The sequence below is a fragment of the Shinella curvata genome (assembly GCF_022899935.1).
GTDB lineage: Bacteria > Pseudomonadota > Alphaproteobacteria > Rhizobiales > Rhizobiaceae > Shinella > Shinella curvata.
Window position 1 is genome coordinate 443,085 of record NZ_JALJCJ010000006.1, and the last position, 20,365, is coordinate 463,449.

A 20,365-nucleotide genomic window follows, 5' to 3' on the forward strand; every position below is an offset into this window, starting at 1 on the left:
AACGCCAGGCCCCGCTCCCTTGGGCACTGTTTCGGATCCGCATCCAGGCAGCGTCTCCGATGGCACACATCCCGAAGCAGACGAGACCAAACTTCCGCGAAAGGAAGGAGATGGGAAACATGGGACAGCAAACTGAATCGCCGGCCGTGCGGTCTTTGCATAAGGAGCAGGCGCGGCAGGCAAGCGCTGGCGCGAAGGGGAAACTTCAAAACGGACTGGAGGATACCTTTCCTGCTTCGGATCCTGTCTCGGCCACAAATACCTCCACCGTGAAGAAGCATGTGGAACCGAGCAATTTGCCTGAAAGCAACGAGCCCGAGAGGAAGGGGTAAAACTCTGACCTCGGATCGCCGACACGCTGAGGTGGCCCCTTTCCTGAAGGGCTTGCGCGCTTCACAACCCCTGCCGAGTGAGCCTTTCGCTCAAGCTTCCCGAACGTGGAACCCCCAGGATTGCCGGGGATTTTCATCTGCCAACCGCAACAACAAACATCAGAAGGGCTGCCAGACCGACGAGGCTTCGCCAGCCCCTCGTTGGATTGCCCTGGCGCCGGGCTTCTACCAGCTCCCGCAATGCCGCGACGTCGACGCGCATCGCCGCGAGGTGTTCGAGAACATTCTGATCGCTCGGCGGGAGATCGCCGATTGGATGCACCGCATCCTCGATCTCCTCCAGGTGTTCGCGCCATTGCGCATCGCTCTCGAAACCATGTCTGCGGATATCGGTCATCGTTTCCTCTCTCAGATCATGATCTCGCCGCCAGTGACGGGGATCACCGCGCCGGTCATGTAGCTGCCGAGATCGGACGCGAGCAGGACAAAGGCCCCAGCCAGTTCGGCCGGCTGGCCGGCGCGGCCAAGCAGGGCTTGCTTGCCGAAATCCTTTGTCTTCTCGGGCGGCATGGTGGAGGGAATGAGTGGCGTCCAGATCGGCCCCGGCGCGACGGCATTCACGCGGATGCCCTTGTCGGCGACCATTTCTGCGAGCCCTGCGGTGAAGTTCGAGATCGCCCCCTTCGTCGCCGCATAGGCGAGAAGATGGGGCGACGGCTGGCGGGACTGGATGGAAGTCGTGTTGATGATGGCACTGCCCGGCTTCATATGCGGGATGGCCGCACGGGACAGGAAGAACGGCGCATAAATGTTGGTTCGGAACGTCCGGTCCCATTCCTCGGAGCTGATATCGCCGATATCCGCATAGGTCCGCTGGAAGGCGGCATTGTTCACGAGGATGTCGAGTTGGCCGAAGTTTTCCAGGCACTGACGCACGAGATGACGGCAGTGATCCTCGCTGGTTATGTCCCCGGGAAGCACGAGAGCCTTGCGACCCACCTGATCGACCCAGCGGGCAGTCTCATTGGCGTCCTGGTCTTCGCTCAGATAGGAAATCACAATGTCGGCGCCTTCGCGCGCGAAGGCGATGGCGACGGCCCGGCCGATCCCGGAATCGGCGCCGGTGATCAGCGCCACCTTCCCTTTCAGCCTTCCTGCCCCGACATAGGTCTCCTCGCCATGGTCTGGTACCGGCTTCATCGCGCCGGTCAACCCAGGGGGAGATTGCTCCTGCACCGGCTGCGGTGGCATCGGGCGGTGCGCATCGGCTTCAGACATCTGGGGCTCCATCGACAACGGGTTTACGCTTCGAACTCGGTGCCGCCTAAGATGTTCCCTCAGTCAAACATCTGGAAAACGGCTCACGAGCCCCGTCGCGCCAACCTTGGAACCGCGGCCTGTCTCGACATCTCGACCAACCAAACCGTCCTTCATTGCAATCTCTATGTGGAGAGGCCGCTCATCAATCGTCGGTACTCTGCCTCGGGCCGGCCGTAACAATCGTGTGCAAAACCCTCCAGAGCCAAGCGGTCGCGGATGAGGACGCTGCCGCGTAGCGAGCGGATGAGGCCCTTGCCTTCCAGGATATGAAGCGCGGTCGTCACGCTGGGGCGCCGGACCCCGAGGAGGACGGAGAGAAGCTCGTGCGTGAGCGCCATCTCATCGCTGCGGGAGCGGTCATGGCACATGAGGAGCCAGCGAGCGAGGCGTTCGTTGACGTCATGCACGGCATTGGACACGGCCGTGTGCGCCAATTGCACGGCAAACCCCTCCATAGAACGGTTCATGATCTGCACGAAAGATTTGCTCTGGTCCATCCAGTGTCGGAAATCGTCGAAGTCCATACTGTAACCCTCAGCGTCAAGCTGGACTGTGACGTCATAGGAACTGATACGGGCGCCGGTAACCGCTGCAGTGGGGATATAGCCGTCAAAGCCGAAGATCCCCGCTTCCGCGCGCCGCCCCCGCGGTGTCATTATCACCACGGACCCGATACCGGATGTGAGGAAATGCACGGCGTCGATCGGCTTGTCGCGATGCGCCAGAGGCATGCCCTTTGGAAAGACATTGTACGTCAGATCGGGCGCCAGCATCTGGAAGTCGATGTCCGGCAACAGCTGCAAAAGATTGTTGAGAGGCGCTGAGCGCAATGGGGCGGTCATGGTCACGCCTCCAGTTTCGGGCCGAGGCTTGCTTCGGTACATTGGCACCAAGAGGACGATGCCGATGACGAGACGAGCTTACGCCATCCGGTCACAAGAACAAAGACGGGCAGCAAGCCGCTCATAAAAAGCCGGAATAGTGTTACAAGGATGGCCGGCCCGTGGCGCGCGGGCCGGCCTTCCATCACGTCGATCAAATACGGCTGACTCAGCAATCAGCGTCGGTAGCGCAAGCGCTCCTGCTCGATTTCAGCGGGACCGTAGGGGTCGAGCGTTTCGTCGAAGCGCGTCCAGCCCTGTTCGGCATAGGCTGCGCGCCGCTCGACCGGATCGACCCAGTTCGACTGGCGCAGAACGGCCTCAGCTTCCGGGTACAGGTTTTCCTCGACCCGGGCGGTGACGAGCGTGCCGCCGCGGCGCACGCCTTCCGCATAGACATGGGCATGTTCCTCCGGCACGCCGGATTCCGTCATGGCGCCGATAATGCCGCCTGCCGCACCGCCAGCCACTGCACCTGCGGCGGCACCGGCCGCAGTTGCGGCAAGCCAACCGGCGGCAACAACAGGACCAACACCCGGAATAGCCATGATGCCGAGACCGGTCAGCAGACCGCCGACACCGCCGACCGCGGCACCGATCCCGGCTCCGGTTCCGGCGCCCTCGGCGGCATTCGTGTCGCCGGTCTGCCGCTCATCCACATTGTTCGAGACAATGCTGATGTCGTCGGAAGGGATGCCCCGCGCTTCGAGGGCACTGACGGCGGCGCGTGCGTCGGAATAGTCGTCAAACAATCCGGTAGCGGTTTTCTTCATGGGAGTATCCTCTTAGTTGGCGACGATGTTGCCCTGATAGTCGAGCGCGACGTTGACGGACTTTCCGTCCTTCACGCCGGTCCCGCGCCAGACGCCCTTGTCGTCGAGCTTGAGACCGGTGACGTCGGCATAGCCCGCCTCGACAATGCGCTCCTTCGCCTGCTCTTCGGTGAAGCTGTTGGCGCCTTCGACCGGCGCGGTGGCGTTCTTGTCGTCCGGGGTCGCGATTGCCGGCGTATCGCCATCCGTGGCAGGGGCCGTGGAGGTCTGAGCGAAGGCGCCGAGGGTCGATGCGCCGACAAACGCGGCGGCAAGCAATAGCTTTTTCATGATGTCTCCTCGTTTTCAGCCGTTGAAGGCAAGGAGCAAACCGGCAGGAGAGCGTTTGGTTCCTCTTTCATTTTCAGATTTTTTAAATGACTTCAGCTTGATGCCGATCCAGCGTTCCAAGCGCGCCGACAGACCTGACAACACACTCTACCTGGCCAGCCTGTTTCGGCCGGCGTTCAACGCAGGAAAGCCTGCTTGGCCGGTTCATCGTTTTCATCGGGATTCGGATTTGGTTCGTCGTCAGGCAGACGATCGGGATCGGGCTCCTTGATCGGAGGGCGCGGTTCGCCGATTGGCGGCAGGCCGGGAACCGGATTTGGGCCGGGATCGGGTTCGGTCGGAATGATAGCCATCGCAAACTCCTCGCGGTTTTGACCGGTATCTATCGCGCCATCACGTTGTGCGCGCCGGCCTGACGGAAAGCCTTTTCGGCGTCTAGAAGATCGGCGTGGGCGATATCGGCGGAAACTCGGATTTCGCCGTGGAGCGGCGCGTCGGCGCGGACGGCATCGCCGCCGGAAGGTTTTATACCGGCCGTATTGAGTCCCGCGTTCGGCTCTATGAACACATCGGTACGGGCGATTCCGCACTGCTGTACGAGATGTTCGACAGCGCGATCTGCGGCCTCCCGGGTCGCAAATGTTGCCCACATGGTTTTCGTACTGTCATCGGACATTGCACCTTCTCCTTTTTTGGGGATCAGGTGTGCAACGCGGCAACGGAGCGATGGTTCAGACGAGAACGCTACGCGCCGTCGCGCGTGTAGAACATGCGGGCGGAGGCCTCGATGATGGAACGGTGCTTGACAGGATCAAAGGTGACGGCGGGAAATGTCTCGAAGAGATACTTGGCAAAGCTCTCCCTAGCATCATCGGACGCATCAAACCAAGGCTGCGCAGTGAGTTCGTCGAAAACCGACTTCAATGCGCCCAGCTCGTCCGGCTCGAACGTTCCCTTGGAAGTGTAGTTGCCCACGCCCGCCTCCTGTATGTACAGGCGGAGTCTAGGGCGCGATAAAAACTATTCAAAGCGGTATCATGGTACGAAATCGTACGAAGCTCTATTCCGTCGCGTCGCGAGGGATATGGCTGTCAACGCCGCGCGAGAGAAGCTCCTCGGCCTGCACGTCGCGCACGCCCTTTACCCGGCGCAGGAAGGCGATGAGGTAGCCACGCTCCTCCTCGCTGTCCACGGCGCCATCAAGCACGGCGACGCCTTCCCGGATCGTGAGGTTCAGCGTCTCGATATCGATTTTGCCGTTCTCTTCGAGAGCCTCAATGATCCGCGCCTCGAGATCGTCGTCTGCGATAATATCATCCATTTCGTCCGCAAACGGCAGCGGTGCGCCATCGACATCCCGGTCAACGGGATCGCGCGTGATCGCGAACCCATCGTCGCCACGCTGATCCAGAGCGGCATCACGGGCGCCATAAGGCGAATTCTGCGTGGCGCGGCGCGCATCGTCATCATCCGGATAGGGCCAGCCATCTCGCGTATCGCGTGCCTCGTAATCCCTAAATTCCTCTTCACGTGAGACGTGTTTGCGATCGGCCATCGTCTTGCTCCATGGTTCAACATGATCATGATGAGAGCCAACCGCTCAGACCGGTCATTGTTCCCGCTATTGCGCGCCGGGGCGACCGATCTCGTCTTCGAGCATCTTTCGCGCGCGATTGACCCGGCTTTTCACCGTTCCGATTTCGCAATCGCAAAGCCGTGCCGTATCGATATAGCTGACCCCCATTGCCACAAGCAGCAATGTGCGGCGCGAGCGCGGGGGGATGCGGCGCAGGGCGCAACGCAGTTCGCTGCGACGAACCGCCCACTCCTGCGGCGCCGATATGCTGGCCCGTTCGAGGAGCCCGTCATCCAGTCCAACAGGTTCCCGGCAGCGCCGACGATATTCCGTGTTGAAGGTATTGCGCATGATCGTGAAAAGCCACGAACGGAGTTTCGTATCAGGGTGAAACTGGTGCGAGGAACGAAGCGCCCGCATGACAGTTTCCTGAACGAGGTCCTCCCGGTCGCTTGCCGAGCGCGTCAGTTGCTGGGCGAACCGCCTCAGTGCGGGCAACTGAGCTTCTATTCCGGTGTGGACTGGCTGAGGCAGGGATAGAGAGACCGCGGCGTTCATTCATTCCTCCATTTCGAAGGGGAACGAGGCGGGGTCGCGGAGGTTGCCGTACGCTAGCGTACAGATGCCTACAGAAAGAAAATGGAACACTTGGCGATTTCGCTGGTCCCTGTGGGATCAAGGACGCTGCGAGGCACGATGACCCACTATTTTTTTCATATCTGCAGCCGAACGGAACGGATCGAGGACCGGGAGGGCGCAGACTTCGAAACACTCGAGTCAGCCGTTACCGAAGCCCGTCTTGCAGCACGCGAGATTCTGGCCGAGGACCTGCGCAAGGGACAGGTCGATGAAACGCGCCTGTTCGAGATTTTTGATGACCAGGGAGAACTGGTGGCGCGGCTGCCCTTCCAGGATGCACTCAGGTAACGGGCTGCGAGACGACGGCACCGATGAGCCGCTCGTATTCCTTCTCGCATTCGCCATAGGCATCGCGCGCAAATGCCTCCAGGCCGGCCCGGTTGCGCACGCTGACGACGCCGCGCTCCGAGTAGATAAGCTTTTTGCCCTCCAGCACATGCAGTGCGGTCGTCACGCTGGGACGCCGCACGGCAAGCATGATCGACATGAATTCGTGCGTCAGGCTGATGTCTGATCCGTCCACCCGGTCGTGGCACATCAAGATCCATCGGGCGAGCCGTTCGTCGATGTGATGCACGGCGTTGGAAAGCGCCGTATAGGCCTGCTGGACGGCCAATGCCTGGGTGTAGCGGGCAAGAAGCCGGTGAACCTCGCGGTCCTCCACCAGAACGGCTTTCAGGTCCGCAACCGGAATACGGTAGGCTTGGCCTTGCATCTGCATGTGGACGGAAAAGGGATCGGCATCGACATCCAGAATAGCCGACACTGGACACATGCCGTCTCTTCCGATGATCCCGATTTCGCTGTGCTGACCCTCCGGGGAGCGGATGACGACGGATGCGATCCCGCTCTCGAAGAAATAGGCGTGCTCCATGGGCTGATGGGGAGAGGAAAGCTGGTGCGAACGAGGCAACTCGATGCATTCCAAGCGTGCGGCGAACCGCTCGATACTCGTTTCCGATAGGCGCCGAAGCAGGGTGTTCCGAAACCTGCCCTGCCCACCGTAGTCCATCCAACAATCCTATGCGGTTCAGCGACCGCATATCTGCCAAGGGCTTCGGTCTGTCCTCAAGTCAATGGCTGTCCATCTATGACCATAAAATGAGTGAGACAACCCAGCGCGAGGCGTCGGTACGGAAGCGGACAGAGGGATGGAATATGCAGCCGGCCGGCATATCCTGGGAGGAATACGTTGCAGTTTTCAGCCGCTTACGTGATCGCGCAGGCGCCGCGGCTGGATCATTCACCTACGCCTGATGCGTGCCGTGCGGAATTGCTTCCAAAACCAGCCGGAACGTGACTATGGGCACACGGTTGGTGTCCTGCAGCTCAACAGAAATGCTGTCTACCGGCTCGTTCGGCAGCCCATCGACCGCCATTTCCGCCAGGAGCATTTTAGCCTCATCCTTGGCCTTTTGCAGATCCAGAAACTCAAAGCCCCTATCGGGCTGCAGCACGCCGTCCTGATCCTGAATCTTGAAATAATACCGTTCCATTGCCGTCTCCCGTTTTGGCAGGACAATGTCAAAGCGGGGCAAACGTTCCCCGGGCGGGCACAGTGTAACGGTTGAGCGGCGGCCAATGCTTGAGGAGCAGCTTTGGCAGCGGGGATTTGAGGCCACAGGCCAACCGCCAAACAGCAATTGCGCCTGCCTTGCAGGAAGGCGAAACGTGTTACGGCAATAACGGAAGAACTGTTGCAGCGGCCCACACCGGTTGGCAGCTTCCGCTATATGCCTGATATCGCGATGTTTTGAGGCAATGCGGACAGACTGGCTACCTCCTCAAAGCTCGGTGGGTCGGATGTTGTCAACGCGGACTGTGCCGGCGACGACTTCGCGTGGGCCGTCAAGCGGATAGGCCGGGTTGTGTTCGTCGATAACGGTGTAGAGCTTCTCGTTGCGGAATGCGCTTGAAGAGGTCGTGGAATTGCCATCGCCCGGCAGAGCGTCGATTTCCATGTAGTCGAGTTCGGCTTGCGCAGCCACAACACGCGCATCGCCGCTGGAGCGAGCGCGCACGACCACCTCGCCCTGGTGGGGTGCAATGTCCCAGTTCGTGTCCGTCGCGGACGCGATCGGCACCAGACGGAACAGCTTCAACTGATCGGGATCGGAATAGTTGGCGACGGCCGTGGGCATATTCTGGCGCCGCGCGTTGTCATCGGAATTCAAGGACCCGTCGCGACTGGTCGGCTTCGATATGCCGTCATTGGTCCGGCCTGTCTGAGAGACCGCAAATTGCGGCACGGCGTCGGCATGAATGATCTTTTCACGACCGGTCTCTGCCAAGGTGACCCTGTCCGCGCCCTGGATCATGGGCGGCGCGACAGGCACAACCTGTTCGTCTTTTTCACGGTAACCGGTCTCAACCTCGCGGAGCCCTTCTTCGTGCAGCGCCGGATTGCCTGTGACCTCGCCTGCCAGCTGTTTGAAGTATCCGGAAATCTTGTCCATCATTCCCATGGTTTCCATCCTCATACCTTGGTTTCAAGACGCGTCATCGCGGCTTTGAGAATTCCTCTGATCTCGTCATCGGCGATCTGCTGGACGGCGAAGGCCACGTCAGGCTCCAAGCCGGGATCCTCCTGATGATCGATGACGGTCTCGTTGTCCCGTGCCATGGCACGCAACGCCTCTTGCGCCTCGGGGATCGTGCCCAGTAGAGAGACGAGTTCGACCATCAGGCGTCGATGCGCGTTGATCCTGCCTTCCAGATGGACTGAATTATCGATCGCCATGGGGTGCCTCCCGAGATACAGGGCAAACGGAAGGTTCTATCGATTGTTCCCTCACACCATCCGAACTCCATGCTCATGCGGATACTCCACACCACAGACATGGCGAATTCAGACGAAGCCCATGGAACATTTTCATATCTTCGGCGTTTGATGCGGTTGGCTACCGGGGGCAAAGATGATTGAAGCTGAGATGCCGGCGCTTGCCGGCGGGGACCGATACAAGCTGCTGGTAGATGCGATTACTGACTACGCCATCTATATGCTGGATCGACAGGGCAATATCGTCAGCTGGAACTCCGGTGCGAGCCGTTTCAAAGGGTATGAGGCGCACGAGGTTCTCAATACGCATTTCTCCCGTTTCTATCGCCCGGCCGACCGTGAGAGCGGCCTCCCCCTTGTCGCCTTGTCGAACGCCGCCGAGACAGGACGGTTCGAAGGCGAAGGCTGGAGGGTGCGCAAGGATGGGTCTGAGTTCTGGGCGCATGTCATTATCGACCCCATCCGCGATGACGCCGGCGATCTCATCGGCTTCGCGAAGATCACGCGCGATCTGACCGAGAGGAAGCAGGCCGAGGAGCAGCTTCGAAAGACGGAGCAGCAGTTCCGCCTCCTCGTGCAAGGTGTCACAGACTATGCCATCTATATGATGGACGCTGATGGCCGGGTTTCCAGCTGGAATTCCGGTGCTGAACGCATCAAGGGTTATCGCCCGGACGAGATCATCGGCAGGCACTTCTCCAGCTTCTTTCCCGAGCTCGACAGGCTTGCCGGGGCTCCGGAGCAAGCGCTGGAAGCCGCTCGCCGCGACGGACGCTACGAGTCAGAAGGCTGGCGGCTACGAAAGGATGGGACGCGCTTCTGGGCCAATGCCATCATTGATGCCATCCGCGGTGACGATGGCTCTCTGATTGGCTTCGCCAAGATAACGCGCGACATCACGGAAAAGCGCGACGCGCAGCAGGCGCTTGAACTGGCACGGGAAGAGCTTTTCCAAGCGCAGAAGATGGAGGCTCTCGGCCAGCTGACGGGCGGCATCGCTCACGACTTCAACAACCTCCTGATGGCGGTTCAAGCGAGTCTCGACCTCCTGAAACGGCGCATCTCGCCAACGCCCGAGGCCCAGTCCTTGATCGACAATGCCTTGCAGGCAACCCGGCGCGGCGCCTCTTTGACCCAGCGCCTTCTCGCCTTCTCGCGCCGCCAGGAACTGGATCTGGCTTCGATCGATCTCTGGGGGCTCATCCGCGGCATGACGGACATGCTGCAACGGTCGATCGGCCCGGCGGTGATCGTTGAAACGCATTTTCCGCTCAGTCTGCCTTCGGTTTGGACCGACCCCAACCAGATGGTGAACGCTCTCCTCAATCTGGCGATCAATGCGCGCGATGCAATGCCGGAAGGCGGCCGCCTTCTGATCGGCGCACGGCTGGAGGCCGATGCGGGAAAGGTTCATCCCGAGTTGCGGGAGAAGGCCTATCTCTGCGTCTATATCCAGGATGAGGGGCACGGCATGGACCCGGACACCCTGAGAAACGCTATCTCGCCCTTCTTCACGACAAAGGGCATCGGGAAAGGCACGGGTCTCGGACTTTCCATGGTGCAAGGCCTGATGGCGCAGTCCAACGGCAAGCTGGTGCTTCACTCCACCGAGGGCGTCGGCACCACGGCCGAGCTATGGCTCCCCGTCGCCGAAGCCGTCCCGGAAGGGAAGCAGGAGGAGCCTTCCGCACCGCCGCCGTTTCCCAATAATATCGGCGCACTCTGCGTGCTTGCCGTGGATGACGATCCGCTCGTTCTGATGAACACCGTGATGATGCTGGAAGACATGGGCCATACCGTCTGCGAAGCCGGGTCAGGAACCAAGGCCCTGGCATTTCTTGCCGAACGGACCATCGACCTCATCGTCACCGATCAGGCCATGCCGCAGATGACCGGCTCCCAGCTTGCCGATATCGTCCGTGAACGCTGGCCGGGCATCCCCATCGTGCTCGCCACAGGCTACTCCGAATTGCCGCCGGAAGCACGCACCGACCTGCTTCGCCTGTCGAAGCCGTTCGGCGAACGGCAGTTGGAGGATATCATAAAGCGGGCGATGTCTGGCGACGCCCACCAGCCAAGGCAATAGGTACGGTAGATGACCGATCGCGGCGGATTTGACGAAAGGCGCGACATAACTCAGCCTTCCGGGTAAGGTTGACGGATGCACTTGGGGGAAAGCAGTGCCGCGCGGGCTGAATATCCATTTCACGATGGCAAGAGCGGCTGCGATGATCATCCTAGCGATGTTCGTCTCGCTTGTCCTCATGCTCGGTCTTTGGCTCAACACGAGCTATCGGGATGCGGTTCGCCGAGCCGAGGAACGGACCATCGCAGCCTCCAAGATCGTCGCCAGCAATGTGTCGCTGCTCGATTCACTCGCGCGTCAGGCCCTTCAGCGCATCGACGAGACGCTTGGCGAGAATATCGTTCCGCCCGCCTCCGCCAAGGTGCGTAACATCGACGAAGCGGTCGCGGACCTGCCGGGCCAGGTCAACGCTTATGTCGTCGATGAAGCAGGCCTGACACTCTATTCGACAGATCCGATGATAAAGCCCATCAGCATTGTCGACCGGCCGTATTTCTCGGAGCTTGCAAAGGGCGCCAATCAGCACATTTCGAGCCTTTTGATCAGCCGCCTCAACGGTGAGCAGATTTTTGCCTTCAGCCGCAGACTGGAGCGCAATGGCCTCTTTGCCGGCGCAGCCGTGGTCTCCTTCGAGGTCAAGGTGCTCGCCGACGTATGGGAAGCCGTCGATCTCGGCCCGAACTCGACCGTTAGCTTCGCTCGCGCCGATGGCCAACTTGTCGCCCGCTACCCGCTGGCCGACGGACCGCTGGACATGAGCCAATACGTACTGTTCACGGATTACCTGCCCAAATCGGCAACTGGCACCTACGAGGCCGTTTCGCCCGTTGATGACGCTCATCGCGTCGTTGCCTATCGAACGGTCGATGACACCGGGCTTATCGCGCTCGCGTCGGCGGATTACGATTTCGGCATCCAGCGCTTCTGGCGGGATGTGACGGTGGCGATCTCGGTGCTGGTCCTGGCAGGCGTCAGCCTTCTTGCCGCGGGCCAATGGATCCGCCATCTTCGGCAACGCGACGCCGCGCAGTCCCAGCTGCTTCGCAATGCGCTCGCGGACAATCAGCTACTGCTTCGCGAGATACACCATCGCGTCAAGAACAACCTGCAAGCCGTGCAGAGCATCATCCAGCTCCAGCGCCTGCCTGTGGAAACCCAGCAGTCTCTGTCCGATCGCATTTCCTCCATGGTTGCCGTGCACGAACAGATCTACCGGCACGACGAATTTTCCTTCCTGTGCGCACAGGACCTCATACGCTCTGTCGTCGAAAAATTGTTAAACGCTTATGGCTCGGCGGTGACCGTCGACTACGATATCGATGAAATCGCCATCTCGACAGACAATGCGACCCCGCTCGCCCTGCTGGTGAGCGAGCTTCTGACCAATATCCTGAAATATGCCTTTACCGATGGTCGCGTGGGGACGTTTTCCATCGCGCTCAAGTCCATCGGGGAACGCCGCGCCCGGCTCACCGTGCACGACAATGGTGTCGGCTTCGATCCGCAGACCATCCAACGCGGCATGGGAAGCCGCCTGATCCAAGGCGTCGTCAACCAGCTGAACGGCACGCACACCTTCGACGGAAGCGATGGAACGACCTTTACCGCCGAGCTCGAAATCGTGGAGCCGCGGGTGTCAGATCAGTCGGCTTAGATAGCGCGATCCCTTGACGGCGAAGCGCCATGGGCGTTCGGCCGCCTTGCTGATGCCGATGCGCACGCCGCTTGCCGACGCAGGCACTTCAGAAGGCGCTTCCAGCGAAAAGGGATCCGCGAGAACCGACAATCCGTTCATATCTCCGGTAATGGCGAGTGCCTTGCACAAATTGCCCGGCCCGGCACAGAGCTTGCGCGCCTCGCCTATCGCCCGTCGCGCCGTCATTGTCTCCAGCCCGTGTGTCGGCTCCAGCGCCCGAATGAGCACGGCGCTTCCACGCTCACATACGATATTGAAGCACCAGTGCAGGCCATAGGAGCGATAGACATAGACGCGGCCCGGTTTCCCGAACATCGCCGCGTTTCCAGCCGTCTGCCCGCGAAAACTGTGCGATGCCTCGTCGTCCTGCCGGTAGGCCTCCGTCTCCACGATGAGCCCGCCGATGCCGCTGACAAGCAGACGAGCTCCGAGAAGATCGACAGCGACGGCAACGACGTCGCGGGCGAAGAAACGCTCATCCATCCTGTTTGTCCGTCATATGGTCCTGCATTGCCAGTGCATTTTCGATGGCGGCGCCGGAGGCTGTGTTGTCAAAAACGCACCAGCTTTCCGTACCGAGGTGCTCCGCAAACCCGCGAATTTCGGCCTCGCTGTAGCTGGAATAATAAATTTTGGGCGTGCCGTGCAACCGGACATATCGAGGCGTTTCGCGAAAATCGGATAGCGGCCAGACGGGAGCGGGATCGGCCAGAACACGATCGATGACATATTCCTGCAGAAGCGTAAGTGCTGGCGGCGAGGCCCAGCTCCTGTGACGTGGCTCGATCACGAGCGTGCCGGGAAACGTACGGCGCATGGCCGAAAAGGCCTTTTCCACTTCGTCAGCATCGAAACCGAGGCTGGGTGGCAACTGGCACAGCAACGGACCCAGCTTGTCCTCCAGCATCGAGACTTCGTCCAGGAAGACGCCGAAGAGCGGACCGATATTGCGCAGGCGCGCCTCATGCGTGATTTCGCGCGGAATCTTCACCGCGAACTTGAAATGCGCCGGCACAGCATTTGCCCAACGCTGGAATGTCGCCTTTTGATGATGGCGGTAGAAGGTCGAGTTGATCTCCACGCCGTTGAAAACTGCGGCATAGCGTTCGAGACTACTGCCTGTTTCGGGAAAGCGGCGGGCGACTTTCTTCGGGATCGACCACGCCGCCGTTGCGATGCAAGGACCGGTCTTCCACATCACACGATTTCCAGGTCGGCACAGAGCGGCAGGTGGTCAGATGCCCGGCGGGCGCCTGGCGTGTCGTGGACGAAGGTCCGGCGTGTGGCAATCCCCGCACCGACGAAGATATGGTCGATGCGCAGCAGAGGCAGACGGGAGGGAAAGGTCGCGGCGGGCCGCCCGCCGGCGTCGACCTGCGCATCCCGAAGGCGGCGCGCGAGCATGCGATAGGATGGCGAGCGGGAGATTGCGTTGAGGTCGCCGGCGAGGATGATACGCGTATCATCCGCCATCGGCGTGCCGAGCCAGCCCGGCCCGATCAGGGCTTCGGTCTGGCGCACGCGCTCGGCGCCGAGCAGGCCGAGATGGGTAACGAAGACCTGCAGCTTCACCCCGTCGAAAGGCACCTCTACCCACAATGCGCCCCTTGGCTCGCCGCGTGATGGAAGCCCGTCAGCCTTGACAAGACGTGTCGGGAGCGCCGTCAGCAGCGCGTCGCCATAACGCTCCTCCTCCAGATGCAGCGCGGGGTGGAAGTGCGAGACCATGCTCAGATGGTTGGCGATCGTCTGCGCCTGATCGGTACCGCCGCTGCGCGCCCGCGCAACGTCTACCTCCTGCAGCGCGACGATATCGGCATCGCATTCGGCGATGACCTCAGCAATGCGCCCAGGATCGAGCTTCCGGTCCGTGCCGAAGCAACTGTGCACATTGTACGTCACGATCCTCAGCCGCCTACCCATGCCGTCCTCTCGTTGGTTTCGCCGCTTCGGGAACACAAAAGCTCCGTTTTCGTTCCGCTCCAACAAGCCAGGAAGGACCAGCCGCATGAAACGAGCCCATTTTCTCCACGCGCTTATCGCTTGTGCGGTGCTCGTTGCGGGATGGCTGATCTACCGGACGCTGGCGCAATACTCCTGGGACGATATCCGCGACTCCCTCGCCGCCATTCCCAAGGGACATTTCGCCCTGGCGCTCGCTTTCGCGGCTTGCTCCTATTTTTGTCTCACGATCTTCGACTTTCTGGCGTTGCGCTATGTCGGCAAGCCGCTCTCTTATCCACGCGCCGCGCTCGCCTCGTTCACCAGCCTTGCCATCGGGCACAATGTCGGCGTCGCGGCGCTGAGCAGCGGGGCGGTGCGCTACCGCTTCTACTCCCGCTGGGGCCTTGATGCGGAGGAGATCGCCAAGCTGATCGTTTTCTGTGGCATGACCGTTGGGCTGGGCCTGATCACGCTGGCCGGGCTCTGCCTCATCCTGCTTCCAGGAACCGCGGGAAAGATCGCCGGGCTCGGAACCGCCACGTCCGCCGTTCTCGGCGTGGCTTGCCTGGCGGTCGGAGCCGTCTATATGGCGCTTTCAGCATTCCTGCGTGGCGAGCTGAAAGTCCGCAGCTGGCGGTTCGCATTGCCGCCGCTGCGCCTTGCGGCCTTGCAGATTCTGGTTGGTACGATCAATTTCGCCTTCGTCGCCGCCTGCCTGCATCAGCTTTTGAACGGTGACGTTGGCTACATGGAAACGACCGCCGCCTATGTGGTGGGCAATCTCACGGCACTGGTCAGCCACGTGCCCGGTGGGCTTGGCGTGCTGGAAGCGACAATCGGCTTCCTGCTCGGCGGTTCTGCCTCCATCGGCGCGCTGATCGCCTTCCGCGTCGTCTATTTCTTCATTCCGCTGCCGCTCGGCGTGGTTTCACTGCTCGCCAGCGAGGCCTTGCTGGGGTCGAACGCTGACGCCGGGTTGCACAAGGGCGCAAGCTGACGATTCAAAAACGTCCGGGTCGCGGCGACCCAGGCCGAGATCGGCCACCAGGGTGCGACAGGGTCGACGATGCCGGTTCCCACGACCGCAGTAACCGCGCCCTTGCCCGCAGCATCGCGAAAGGGTCGCAGCCCACGCTGACGCGTGTTGAATGCATCGATTGTTCGACCCAACGCCCCTTCCACACGAACCGCAGCCACAAAACTTGAAGCGTCGGCGTCGAGATGTTCGGCGAGGAGACGGTCCCGCAATGCAAGAATGCCGTGGCGCTCGGCTGCAACATGCGCCTCCATGGCAATGTCCAGCTCGGTATCCAGCCCCTCGCTGCGCTGGTTGAGATTGGAGGAGCCTATGCGCAGGAATGTGTCATCGACGATTACCAGCTTGGAGTGAATGACGATCTCCTGTTCCGTTTCGTCAGCCTTCGGCACGACGGGATAGAAGGCCCGCAGGCGGCCATGCTTGTCGCATCGGCTGAGGCGGCGAATGAAACGGTCACGGTTCGCCCCGAGCACCAAGCGCTCGATCATGCCGTGTGAACTCAGCGTCGAGATCAGGATGACCTCAGGTCCGTCCGGTTCGGAAAGCCGCTCGCACAGCACATCGCAGACACGGCTCGAGGCGAAATATTGGCTCTCGATATAGATATGACGCCGCGCTGCCTTCAGCGCAGCGACGGTCAGGTCCATCGCCTCCGTCACGGCGGCGCGTCCTCGGATCGCCGGCTCCGTGCGCGCGAAAGCGACCTCCACATTCGTCATCATGTCCGCCGTGCCGTCGAGACGGACTTGCGCTCGAGACGTGATGGCCGGAACGGCCTCGTCCGTGGCGAAGAGCCAACGGCGGCGGGCGATATCGCCCGCAAGCCGCGCGGCCTCCCCCTCAAGCGCCACTTGCATATCGTGTACCGGTTCGTAAGGCGTACCAGAAGGAAGCGTGCGTCTGGGATCATCGACAAGGTGCTCGCTTGTATCCCAACGCTTGGCGGTGAGATCGATGCCGCCGACGAAGGCAACCGTATCATCGACGACGACCAGCTTCTGGTGATGCGAGCCGCGGATCGGATGGCGGCGATCGAAGGCGAGTACGATGCGTGGATGGGATGACCAGCGCCGCTTGCGAAACATTTTCAACGACTTGCCGGAATAGACCGGCCCCATGCCCCATACGAGCACGCGGATCGTCAGTTCCGGCCGTTCCTCCACGAGCCTCAGTAGGAAGGCGCCGAGCGTCGGGGATTGCGGCAATCCAGGCTGCATCGGAATATCGGGATTAAAGTCCCAGCCGACGATCCAGACTTCGCGACACGCCTGTTCCAGAGCGCCTTCCAGCGCTTCGAAATAGGCCTGCCCATCGACGAGCACGTCGAGGCGGTCGGCCTTTGCCACGCGCCAGGCGTTCTCGCCGGGCTGGATGATTGGAGTGCTTCTATCGATATCGGGAACGAGCAACGGGGCCTCTTCATTTCGCACTGTCTGCCGCCTTGTCTGATTTGTCTTTGCTGCGCGGAAATTCGCGGCACCGGCTTTGGTTCCGTGTCTCACGTCGGCATCGGAACATTTGGCGCCGGCCCGCATTGCCTCCGCTTTGAAGCGGGAGAACGAGCGTGGCGCCGAGAGCGAACTGGAAGGGGTTTTTGAAGGTTGGTGAACTGCTGTGTCCTGTCGCGCTCTACACCGCTGCCTCGACCAGTGAACGCATCGCCTTCCACATGCTCAACCGCAAGACCGGTAACCGGCTGCACCGGGAGTTCGTCGATAGCGAGACGGGCAAGGTGGTGGAGCGGGAGGATCAGATGAAGGGCTACGAGGCGGGCGAGAATGACTATATCGTGCTCGATCCCGAGGAGATCGCCGCCGCGGTACCCGAGGGCGACAAGACGCTGGAAATTGAAGCCTTCATCGCTTGCGGCGACATCGACGACCTCTTTTTCGACAAGCCCTACTATCTCGCGCCTTCCGACCGACATGGCGCGGAGGCCTTTGCCCTGATCCGCGAAGGCATGAAGGCGACGAAGGTGGCGGCAATTGCCGAGACGGTGCTTTTCCGGCGTGTGCGCACGCTGCTTATCCGCCCTGAAGGGGACGGCCTGATCGCGACCACCCTCAATTATGACTATGAGGTGCGCTCCGCCGAGGAGGCCTTTTCGGAAATACCCGCCCTCAAGCTCAAGGGCGAGATGCTGGAGCTTGCCGAACACATCATCAAGACGAAGAGCGGCCGCTTCGATCCGAAGATCTTCGACGACCGCTACGATGCCGCTCTGGCCGAGGTGGTGAAAGCGAAGATCGAAGGCCGCAAGATCAAGCCCGTCAAGCCGAAGGCCGAGGGCAAGGTCATCGATCTCATGGAGGCCCTGCGCCAGAGCGCCGGCAAGAATGAAAAACCCGCCAGGCGCAAGGCGAAGAAAACCGCGGCGGCAGGCAAGACGGCGGTGACCCGCCGCAAGACGGGGTGATCCATGGCCACGCTGGACATCTATCGGCAGAAACGCGATTTCAAGGCCACGTCCGAACCCCGCGGCAAGAAGGCCCGCAAGAGCGGGCACAGCTTTGTCATTCAGAAACACGACGCCACAAGGCTGCATTACGATTTCCGTCTCGAAATGGATGGTGTGCTCAAAAGCTGGGCGGTGACGCGCGGCCCGAGCCTCGTGCCGAGCGAGAAGCGGCTGGCGGTGCATGTCGAAGACCATCCGCTGGCCTATGGTGATTTCGAGGGCACGATCCCCAAGGGCGAATATGGCGGCGGCACCGTCATCGTCTGGGATCGCGGCACCTGGACACCGATCGGCGATGCACGTAAGGCCTATGCCAAGGGGCACATGGAATTCATGCTCGACGGCGAGAAGTTGCATGGCCGCTGGCATCTCGTGCGCATGCACGGCAAGCCCGGCGAAAAGCGCGAGAACTGGCTGCTGATCAAGGGAGACGATGAATTCGCCATGCCCGATGGCGCGGACGGCCTGCTCGACGAGCGGCCGGAATCGGTGAAGACGGGCCGTGAGATTGCCGATGTCGCCGGGGAAGAGCCGGGCTGGTCCTCGAAGACGGGACGCATCCGTAAATCCGCAGCGAAAAAAACGAACGCGAAAACGGTCGGGAAGGAATTGCTCGCGGCGGAGGCGCCTGATCCCTCCGGCATCAGCGGTGCGCGCAAGGCAAGGCTGCCGGACTTCCTGCCGCCGATGCTGGCAACACTCGCCACAGCGCCTCCAGCCGGCGACCGCTGGCTGCACGAAATCAAGTTCGACGGCTACCGGCTTCAGGCCCGCATCGAGGCCGGGCGGGTCAAGCTTCTCACACGCAGCGGGCTGGACTGGACGAAAAAGTTCGGCAAGGCGGTCGTCACGGCGCTGGCCGCGCTGCCCATAGGCACGGCGTTGATCGACGGCGAACTCGTGGTCGAGACCGGCACCGGCGCATCGGACTTCTCCGCCCTACAGGCGGATCTCAGTGCCGGACGGAATGATCGTTTCACCTTCTATCTCTTCGACCTCCTCCATCTCGACGGTTACGATCTGACGCGCCTTCCCCTCGAAGAGCGCAAGGCACTTCTCGAAAAACTGGTACCGGGCATAGATGGGGTTTTGCGCTACAGCGGCCATTTCGATGAAAACGGCGCGCTTGTGTTGCGCCACGCCTGCCGTCTCAGTCTCGAGGGTGTCGTGTCGAAATCACGCGATGCACCCTATCGGGAAGGGCGCAGCAAGAGCTGGATCAAGTCGAAATGCTCCGCCCGACAGGAATTCGTCATCGGTGCCTACGCACCGTCCAGCGTTTCGCGCCAGGCCATCGGCTCGCTCTTGCTTGGCGTTTACAAGAACGGCAAACTCGAGCCCGTCGGCCGCGTCGGCACGGGCTTTTCCGCCCCCGTGGCCGCCGACCTCTTCAAACGTCTGTCGCGCATCCGCATCGACGAAAGCCCCTTCGGCCGGAGGCTGACGGCTGAGGAGGCCCGGCAGGCCCGCTACGTGAGGCCGGACCTGGTGGCCGAAGTGGAATTTCGCGCCTGGACGGCCGACGGGCATCTGCGCCACGCCTCATTCCGCGGCCTGAAGGAGGACAAGCCCGCCAAGGAGGTCGTCGCCGAAATGCCGAAGTCAAAGGCAGCCGCACCGAAAGCCGAGAAGCCGCCAAGCCGAACCGTTCGCCTCACCCATCCGGACCGGATCTACTGGCCAGACGAGGGCGTGACCAAGGAAGGGCTTGCGGACTACTACAGCGAGGTCTGGCGCTACATCGCCCCGCATATCGTCGGCCGGCCGCTCGCGCTCCTGCGCTCGCCGACCGGTATCGAGGGCCAGACCTTCTTCCAGAAACATGCATGGAAGGGCATCAACGCCAAGATCATCGACGTGCAGGATCCGGCGGACAAGGACGACGAGCCCTATGTGGCGATCGAAGATCTCGACGGCCTGATCGGTCTCGTGCAGTCGGCCGTTCTGGAAATTCACCCCTGGGGCTCGACGCTCGCCGACTGGGAGCGACCGGACCGCATCATCATGGACCTCGACCCCGGCGAGGGTGTGGAATGGCAGGCCATCATCGACGCGGCCGAGGAAACACGCGAGCGCCTGCAAGCAGCTGGGCTTGAGGCTTTCGTCAAGACCTCGGGCGGCAAGGGCCTGCATGTCTGCGCTCCCCTTAAACCCTCGGCGCGCTGGCCGGCGGTAAAGGCCTTCTGCAAGGCGATGGCCGACGCCATGGCCAAGGACAGCCCCGACAAATATGTCTCGACCATCAGCAAGTCGAAACGGCGGGGAAAAATTCTGATCGACTACCTGCGCAACCAGCGCGGCATGACGGCAGTTGCCCCCTACTCTACGCGCGCCCGGCCAGGTGCTGCCGTTTCCATGCCGATCGCCTGGAGCGAGCTCAGCGCCGACATTGGCCCTGCTTACTTCACAGTCGAAAATACACCGACACGCCTTCACGCGCTCAGCGTTGATCCATGGGCGGATTTCGCAAAGGCGGCAGCGCCCTTGAAGGCCATCACATCGAAAGGCTGAG

At 61.4% G+C, this 20,365-nt stretch carries 25 protein-coding genes; 7 read left to right on the forward strand and 18 right to left on the reverse strand.

The features are described from left to right. Positions 1-119 precede the first annotated feature (119 nt). Positions 120-332, forward strand: a complete 213-nt coding sequence (locus tag MUU55_RS22840) for a hypothetical protein (protein ID WP_244763151.1) — start codon at positions 120-122, stop codon at positions 330-332. A 133-nt stretch (positions 333-465) separates the two neighbouring features. Here the strand turns inward: MUU55_RS22840 and MUU55_RS22845 are convergent, their stop codons facing one another. The 10 genes from MUU55_RS22845 to MUU55_RS22890 all read right to left on the reverse strand — a co-directional run bounded on the left by MUU55_RS22845 (position 466) and on the right by MUU55_RS22890 (position 5,770). Further along, a complete protein-coding gene (locus MUU55_RS22845; RefSeq protein WP_244763075.1) occupies positions 466-729 on the reverse strand; it encodes a hypothetical protein in 264 nt (87 codons plus the stop codon). Between the two features lie 11 nt (positions 730-740). Further along, entirely contained in the window at positions 741-1,610 is an 870-nt protein-coding gene (locus MUU55_RS22850) for an SDR family oxidoreductase (RefSeq protein WP_244763076.1), read from the reverse strand. A gap of 164 nt (positions 1,611-1,774) precedes the next feature. Then, positions 1,775-2,494, reverse strand: coding sequence for a Crp/Fnr family transcriptional regulator (locus MUU55_RS22855; RefSeq protein WP_244763077.1), 720 nt, complete (start codon positions 2,492-2,494; stop codon positions 1,775-1,777). 215 nt (positions 2,495-2,709) lie between these two features. Next, on the reverse strand, positions 2,710-3,306 hold the full coding sequence (locus tag MUU55_RS22860) for a general stress protein (protein WP_244763078.1): 597 nt from the start codon (positions 3,304-3,306) through the stop codon (positions 2,710-2,712). Positions 3,307-3,318: 12 nt separating this feature from the next. Further along, positions 3,319-3,636 (reverse strand): PepSY domain-containing protein, encoded by a 318-nt coding sequence (locus tag MUU55_RS22865; protein ID WP_244763079.1) that lies wholly within the window; start codon positions 3,634-3,636, stop codon positions 3,319-3,321. A 176-nt stretch (positions 3,637-3,812) separates the two neighbouring features. After that, positions 3,813-3,989 carry a hypothetical protein gene (locus MUU55_RS22870; RefSeq protein ID WP_244763080.1) on the reverse strand — a complete coding sequence of 59 codons (177 nt, stop codon included), beginning with the start codon at positions 3,987-3,989 and terminating at the stop codon, positions 3,813-3,815. A gap of 29 nt (positions 3,990-4,018) precedes the next feature. Beyond that, complete coding sequence (locus MUU55_RS22875) at positions 4,019-4,312, reverse strand: hypothetical protein (protein ID WP_244763081.1); 294 nt, start codon at positions 4,310-4,312, stop codon at positions 4,019-4,021. A 68-nt stretch (positions 4,313-4,380) separates the two neighbouring features. Next, positions 4,381-4,611, reverse strand: coding sequence for a hypothetical protein (locus MUU55_RS22880; RefSeq protein WP_244763082.1), 231 nt, complete (start codon positions 4,609-4,611; stop codon positions 4,381-4,383). 85 nt (positions 4,612-4,696) lie between these two features. Beyond that, the gene (locus MUU55_RS22885) at positions 4,697-5,191 is read right to left on the reverse strand and encodes a BON domain-containing protein (RefSeq protein ID WP_244763083.1); all 495 of its coding nucleotides are present in this window, start codon (positions 5,189-5,191) and stop codon (positions 4,697-4,699) included. 66 nt (positions 5,192-5,257) lie between these two features. Next, positions 5,258-5,770, reverse strand: coding sequence for a sigma-70 family RNA polymerase sigma factor (locus MUU55_RS22890; protein ID WP_244763084.1), 513 nt, complete (start codon positions 5,768-5,770; stop codon positions 5,258-5,260). A gap of 90 nt (positions 5,771-5,860) precedes the next feature. Between MUU55_RS22890 and MUU55_RS22895 the strand changes: the two genes are divergently transcribed. Further along, a complete protein-coding gene (locus MUU55_RS22895; RefSeq protein WP_244763085.1) occupies positions 5,861-6,139 on the forward strand; it encodes a DUF6894 family protein in 279 nt (92 codons plus the stop codon). Here the strand turns inward: MUU55_RS22895 and MUU55_RS22900 are convergent. From MUU55_RS22900 to MUU55_RS22915, 4 genes are all read right to left on the reverse strand, one after another. Further along, entirely contained in the window at positions 6,132-6,626 is a 495-nt protein-coding gene (locus MUU55_RS22900) for a Crp/Fnr family transcriptional regulator (RefSeq protein WP_244763086.1), read from the reverse strand. The genes MUU55_RS22895 and MUU55_RS22900 overlap by 8 nt on opposite strands. Before the next feature lie 472 nt (positions 6,627-7,098). Further along, complete coding sequence (locus MUU55_RS22905) at positions 7,099-7,347, reverse strand: DUF6894 family protein (RefSeq protein ID WP_244763087.1); 249 nt, start codon at positions 7,345-7,347, stop codon at positions 7,099-7,101. Positions 7,348-7,635: 288 nt separating this feature from the next. Further along, positions 7,636-7,992 (reverse strand): hypothetical protein, encoded by a 357-nt coding sequence (locus MUU55_RS22910; RefSeq protein WP_244763147.1) that lies wholly within the window; start codon positions 7,990-7,992, stop codon positions 7,636-7,638. Between the two features lie 335 nt (positions 7,993-8,327). Next, positions 8,328-8,591: a hypothetical protein gene (locus MUU55_RS22915; protein WP_244763088.1), complete on the reverse strand. Its 264-nt coding sequence runs from the start codon at positions 8,589-8,591 to the stop codon at positions 8,328-8,330. A 175-nt stretch (positions 8,592-8,766) separates the two neighbouring features. Here MUU55_RS22915 and MUU55_RS22920 point away from each other — a divergent pair, with 175 nt between their 5' ends. Continuing rightward, positions 8,767-10,716 (forward strand): hybrid sensor histidine kinase/response regulator, encoded by a 1,950-nt coding sequence (locus MUU55_RS22920; protein ID WP_244763089.1) that lies wholly within the window; start codon positions 8,767-8,769, stop codon positions 10,714-10,716. Positions 10,717-10,858: 142 nt separating this feature from the next. Beyond that, positions 10,859-12,370: a sensor histidine kinase gene (locus MUU55_RS22925; protein WP_244763090.1), complete on the forward strand. Its 1,512-nt coding sequence runs from the start codon at positions 10,859-10,861 to the stop codon at positions 12,368-12,370. Here MUU55_RS22925 and MUU55_RS22930 read toward each other — a convergent pair. From MUU55_RS22930 to MUU55_RS22940, 3 genes are read right to left on the reverse strand one after another with little or no spacing between them, the layout of a single operon-like run. Further along, positions 12,353-12,895 (reverse strand): DNA-3-methyladenine glycosylase, encoded by a 543-nt coding sequence (locus tag MUU55_RS22930; RefSeq protein ID WP_244763091.1) that lies wholly within the window; start codon positions 12,893-12,895, stop codon positions 12,353-12,355. The genes MUU55_RS22925 and MUU55_RS22930 overlap by 18 nt on opposite strands. Beyond that, positions 12,888-13,610 carry a DUF72 domain-containing protein gene (locus MUU55_RS22935; RefSeq protein ID WP_244763092.1) on the reverse strand — a complete coding sequence of 241 codons (723 nt, stop codon included), beginning with the start codon at positions 13,608-13,610 and terminating at the stop codon, positions 12,888-12,890. The genes MUU55_RS22930 and MUU55_RS22935 overlap by 8 nt, the downstream gene beginning before the upstream one ends. Beyond that, positions 13,610-14,335 (reverse strand): endonuclease/exonuclease/phosphatase family protein, encoded by a 726-nt coding sequence (locus MUU55_RS22940; RefSeq protein WP_244763093.1) that lies wholly within the window; start codon positions 14,333-14,335, stop codon positions 13,610-13,612. The genes MUU55_RS22935 and MUU55_RS22940 overlap by 1 nt, the downstream gene beginning before the upstream one ends. 85 nt (positions 14,336-14,420) lie before the next feature. On the opposite strand from MUU55_RS22940, the gene MUU55_RS22945 reads away from it, so the two are divergent. Further along, positions 14,421-15,353: a lysylphosphatidylglycerol synthase domain-containing protein gene (locus MUU55_RS22945; RefSeq protein ID WP_244763094.1), complete on the forward strand. Its 933-nt coding sequence runs from the start codon at positions 14,421-14,423 to the stop codon at positions 15,351-15,353. Here the strand turns inward: MUU55_RS22945 and MUU55_RS29335 are convergent. Then, positions 15,251-16,825, reverse strand: a complete 1,575-nt coding sequence (locus MUU55_RS29335; RefSeq protein ID WP_244763095.1) for a phospholipase D-like domain-containing protein — start codon at positions 16,823-16,825, stop codon at positions 15,251-15,253. The two genes, MUU55_RS22945 and MUU55_RS29335, sit on opposite strands and share 103 nt — an antisense overlap. 134 nt (positions 16,826-16,959) lie before the next feature. Here MUU55_RS29335 and ku point away from each other — a divergent pair, with 134 nt between their 5' ends. Further along, entirely contained in the window at positions 16,960-17,811 is an 852-nt protein-coding gene (gene ku, locus MUU55_RS22955; protein ID WP_244763096.1) for a non-homologous end joining protein Ku, read from the forward strand. A 3-nt stretch (positions 17,812-17,814) separates the two neighbouring features. Then, on the forward strand, positions 17,815-20,364 hold the full coding sequence (gene ligD, locus MUU55_RS22960; RefSeq protein ID WP_244763097.1) for a DNA ligase D: 2,550 nt from the start codon (positions 17,815-17,817) through the stop codon (positions 20,362-20,364). Position 20,365: the final 1 nt, after the last annotated feature.

Bases quoted from the DNA above. Each gene is read 5' to 3' on its own strand.
- MUU55_RS22840 (WP_244763151.1), top strand. From the start codon at position 120: ATGGGACAGCAAACTGAATCGCCGGCCGTGCGGTCTTTGCATAAGGAG.
- MUU55_RS22845 (WP_244763075.1), bottom strand. From the start codon at position 729: ATGACCGATATCCGCAGACATGGTTTCGAGAGCGATGCGCAATGGCGC.
- MUU55_RS22850 (WP_244763076.1), bottom strand. From the start codon at position 1,610: ATGTCTGAAGCCGATGCGCACCGCCCGATGCCACCGCAGCCGGTGCAG.
- MUU55_RS22855 (WP_244763077.1), bottom strand. From the start codon at position 2,494: ATGACCGCCCCATTGCGCTCAGCGCCTCTCAACAATCTTTTGCAGCTG.
- MUU55_RS22860 (WP_244763078.1), bottom strand. From the start codon at position 3,306: ATGAAGAAAACCGCTACCGGATTGTTTGACGACTATTCCGACGCACGC.
- MUU55_RS22865 (WP_244763079.1), bottom strand. From the start codon at position 3,636: ATGAAAAAGCTATTGCTTGCCGCCGCGTTTGTCGGCGCATCGACCCTC.
- MUU55_RS22870 (WP_244763080.1), bottom strand. From the start codon at position 3,989: ATGGCTATCATTCCGACCGAACCCGATCCCGGCCCAAATCCGGTTCCC.
- MUU55_RS22875 (WP_244763081.1), bottom strand. From the start codon at position 4,312: ATGTCCGATGACAGTACGAAAACCATGTGGGCAACATTTGCGACCCGG.
- MUU55_RS22885 (WP_244763083.1), bottom strand. From the start codon at position 5,191: ATGGCCGATCGCAAACACGTCTCACGTGAAGAGGAATTTAGGGATTAC.
- MUU55_RS22890 (WP_244763084.1), bottom strand. From the start codon at position 5,770: ATGAACGCCGCGGTCTCTCTATCCCTGCCTCAGCCAGTCCACACCGGA.
- MUU55_RS22900 (WP_244763086.1), bottom strand. From the start codon at position 6,626: ATGTGTCCAGTGTCGGCTATTCTGGATGTCGATGCCGATCCCTTTTCC.
- MUU55_RS22905 (WP_244763087.1), bottom strand. From the start codon at position 7,347: ATGGAACGGTATTATTTCAAGATTCAGGATCAGGACGGCGTGCTGCAG.
- MUU55_RS22910 (WP_244763147.1), bottom strand. From the start codon at position 7,992: ATGCCCACGGCCGTCGCCAACTATTCCGATCCCGATCAGTTGAAGCTG.
- MUU55_RS22915 (WP_244763088.1), bottom strand. From the start codon at position 8,591: ATGGCGATCGATAATTCAGTCCATCTGGAAGGCAGGATCAACGCGCAT.
- MUU55_RS22920 (WP_244763089.1), top strand. From the start codon at position 8,767: ATGATTGAAGCTGAGATGCCGGCGCTTGCCGGCGGGGACCGATACAAG.
- MUU55_RS22925 (WP_244763090.1), top strand. From the start codon at position 10,859: ATGATCATCCTAGCGATGTTCGTCTCGCTTGTCCTCATGCTCGGTCTT.
- MUU55_RS22930 (WP_244763091.1), bottom strand. From the start codon at position 12,895: ATGGATGAGCGTTTCTTCGCCCGCGACGTCGTTGCCGTCGCTGTCGAT.
- MUU55_RS22935 (WP_244763092.1), bottom strand. From the start codon at position 13,610: ATGTGGAAGACCGGTCCTTGCATCGCAACGGCGGCGTGGTCGATCCCG.
- MUU55_RS22940 (WP_244763093.1), bottom strand. From the start codon at position 14,335: ATGGGTAGGCGGCTGAGGATCGTGACGTACAATGTGCACAGTTGCTTC.
- MUU55_RS22945 (WP_244763094.1), top strand. From the start codon at position 14,421: ATGAAACGAGCCCATTTTCTCCACGCGCTTATCGCTTGTGCGGTGCTC.
- ligD (WP_244763097.1), top strand. From the start codon at position 17,815: ATGGCCACGCTGGACATCTATCGGCAGAAACGCGATTTCAAGGCCACG.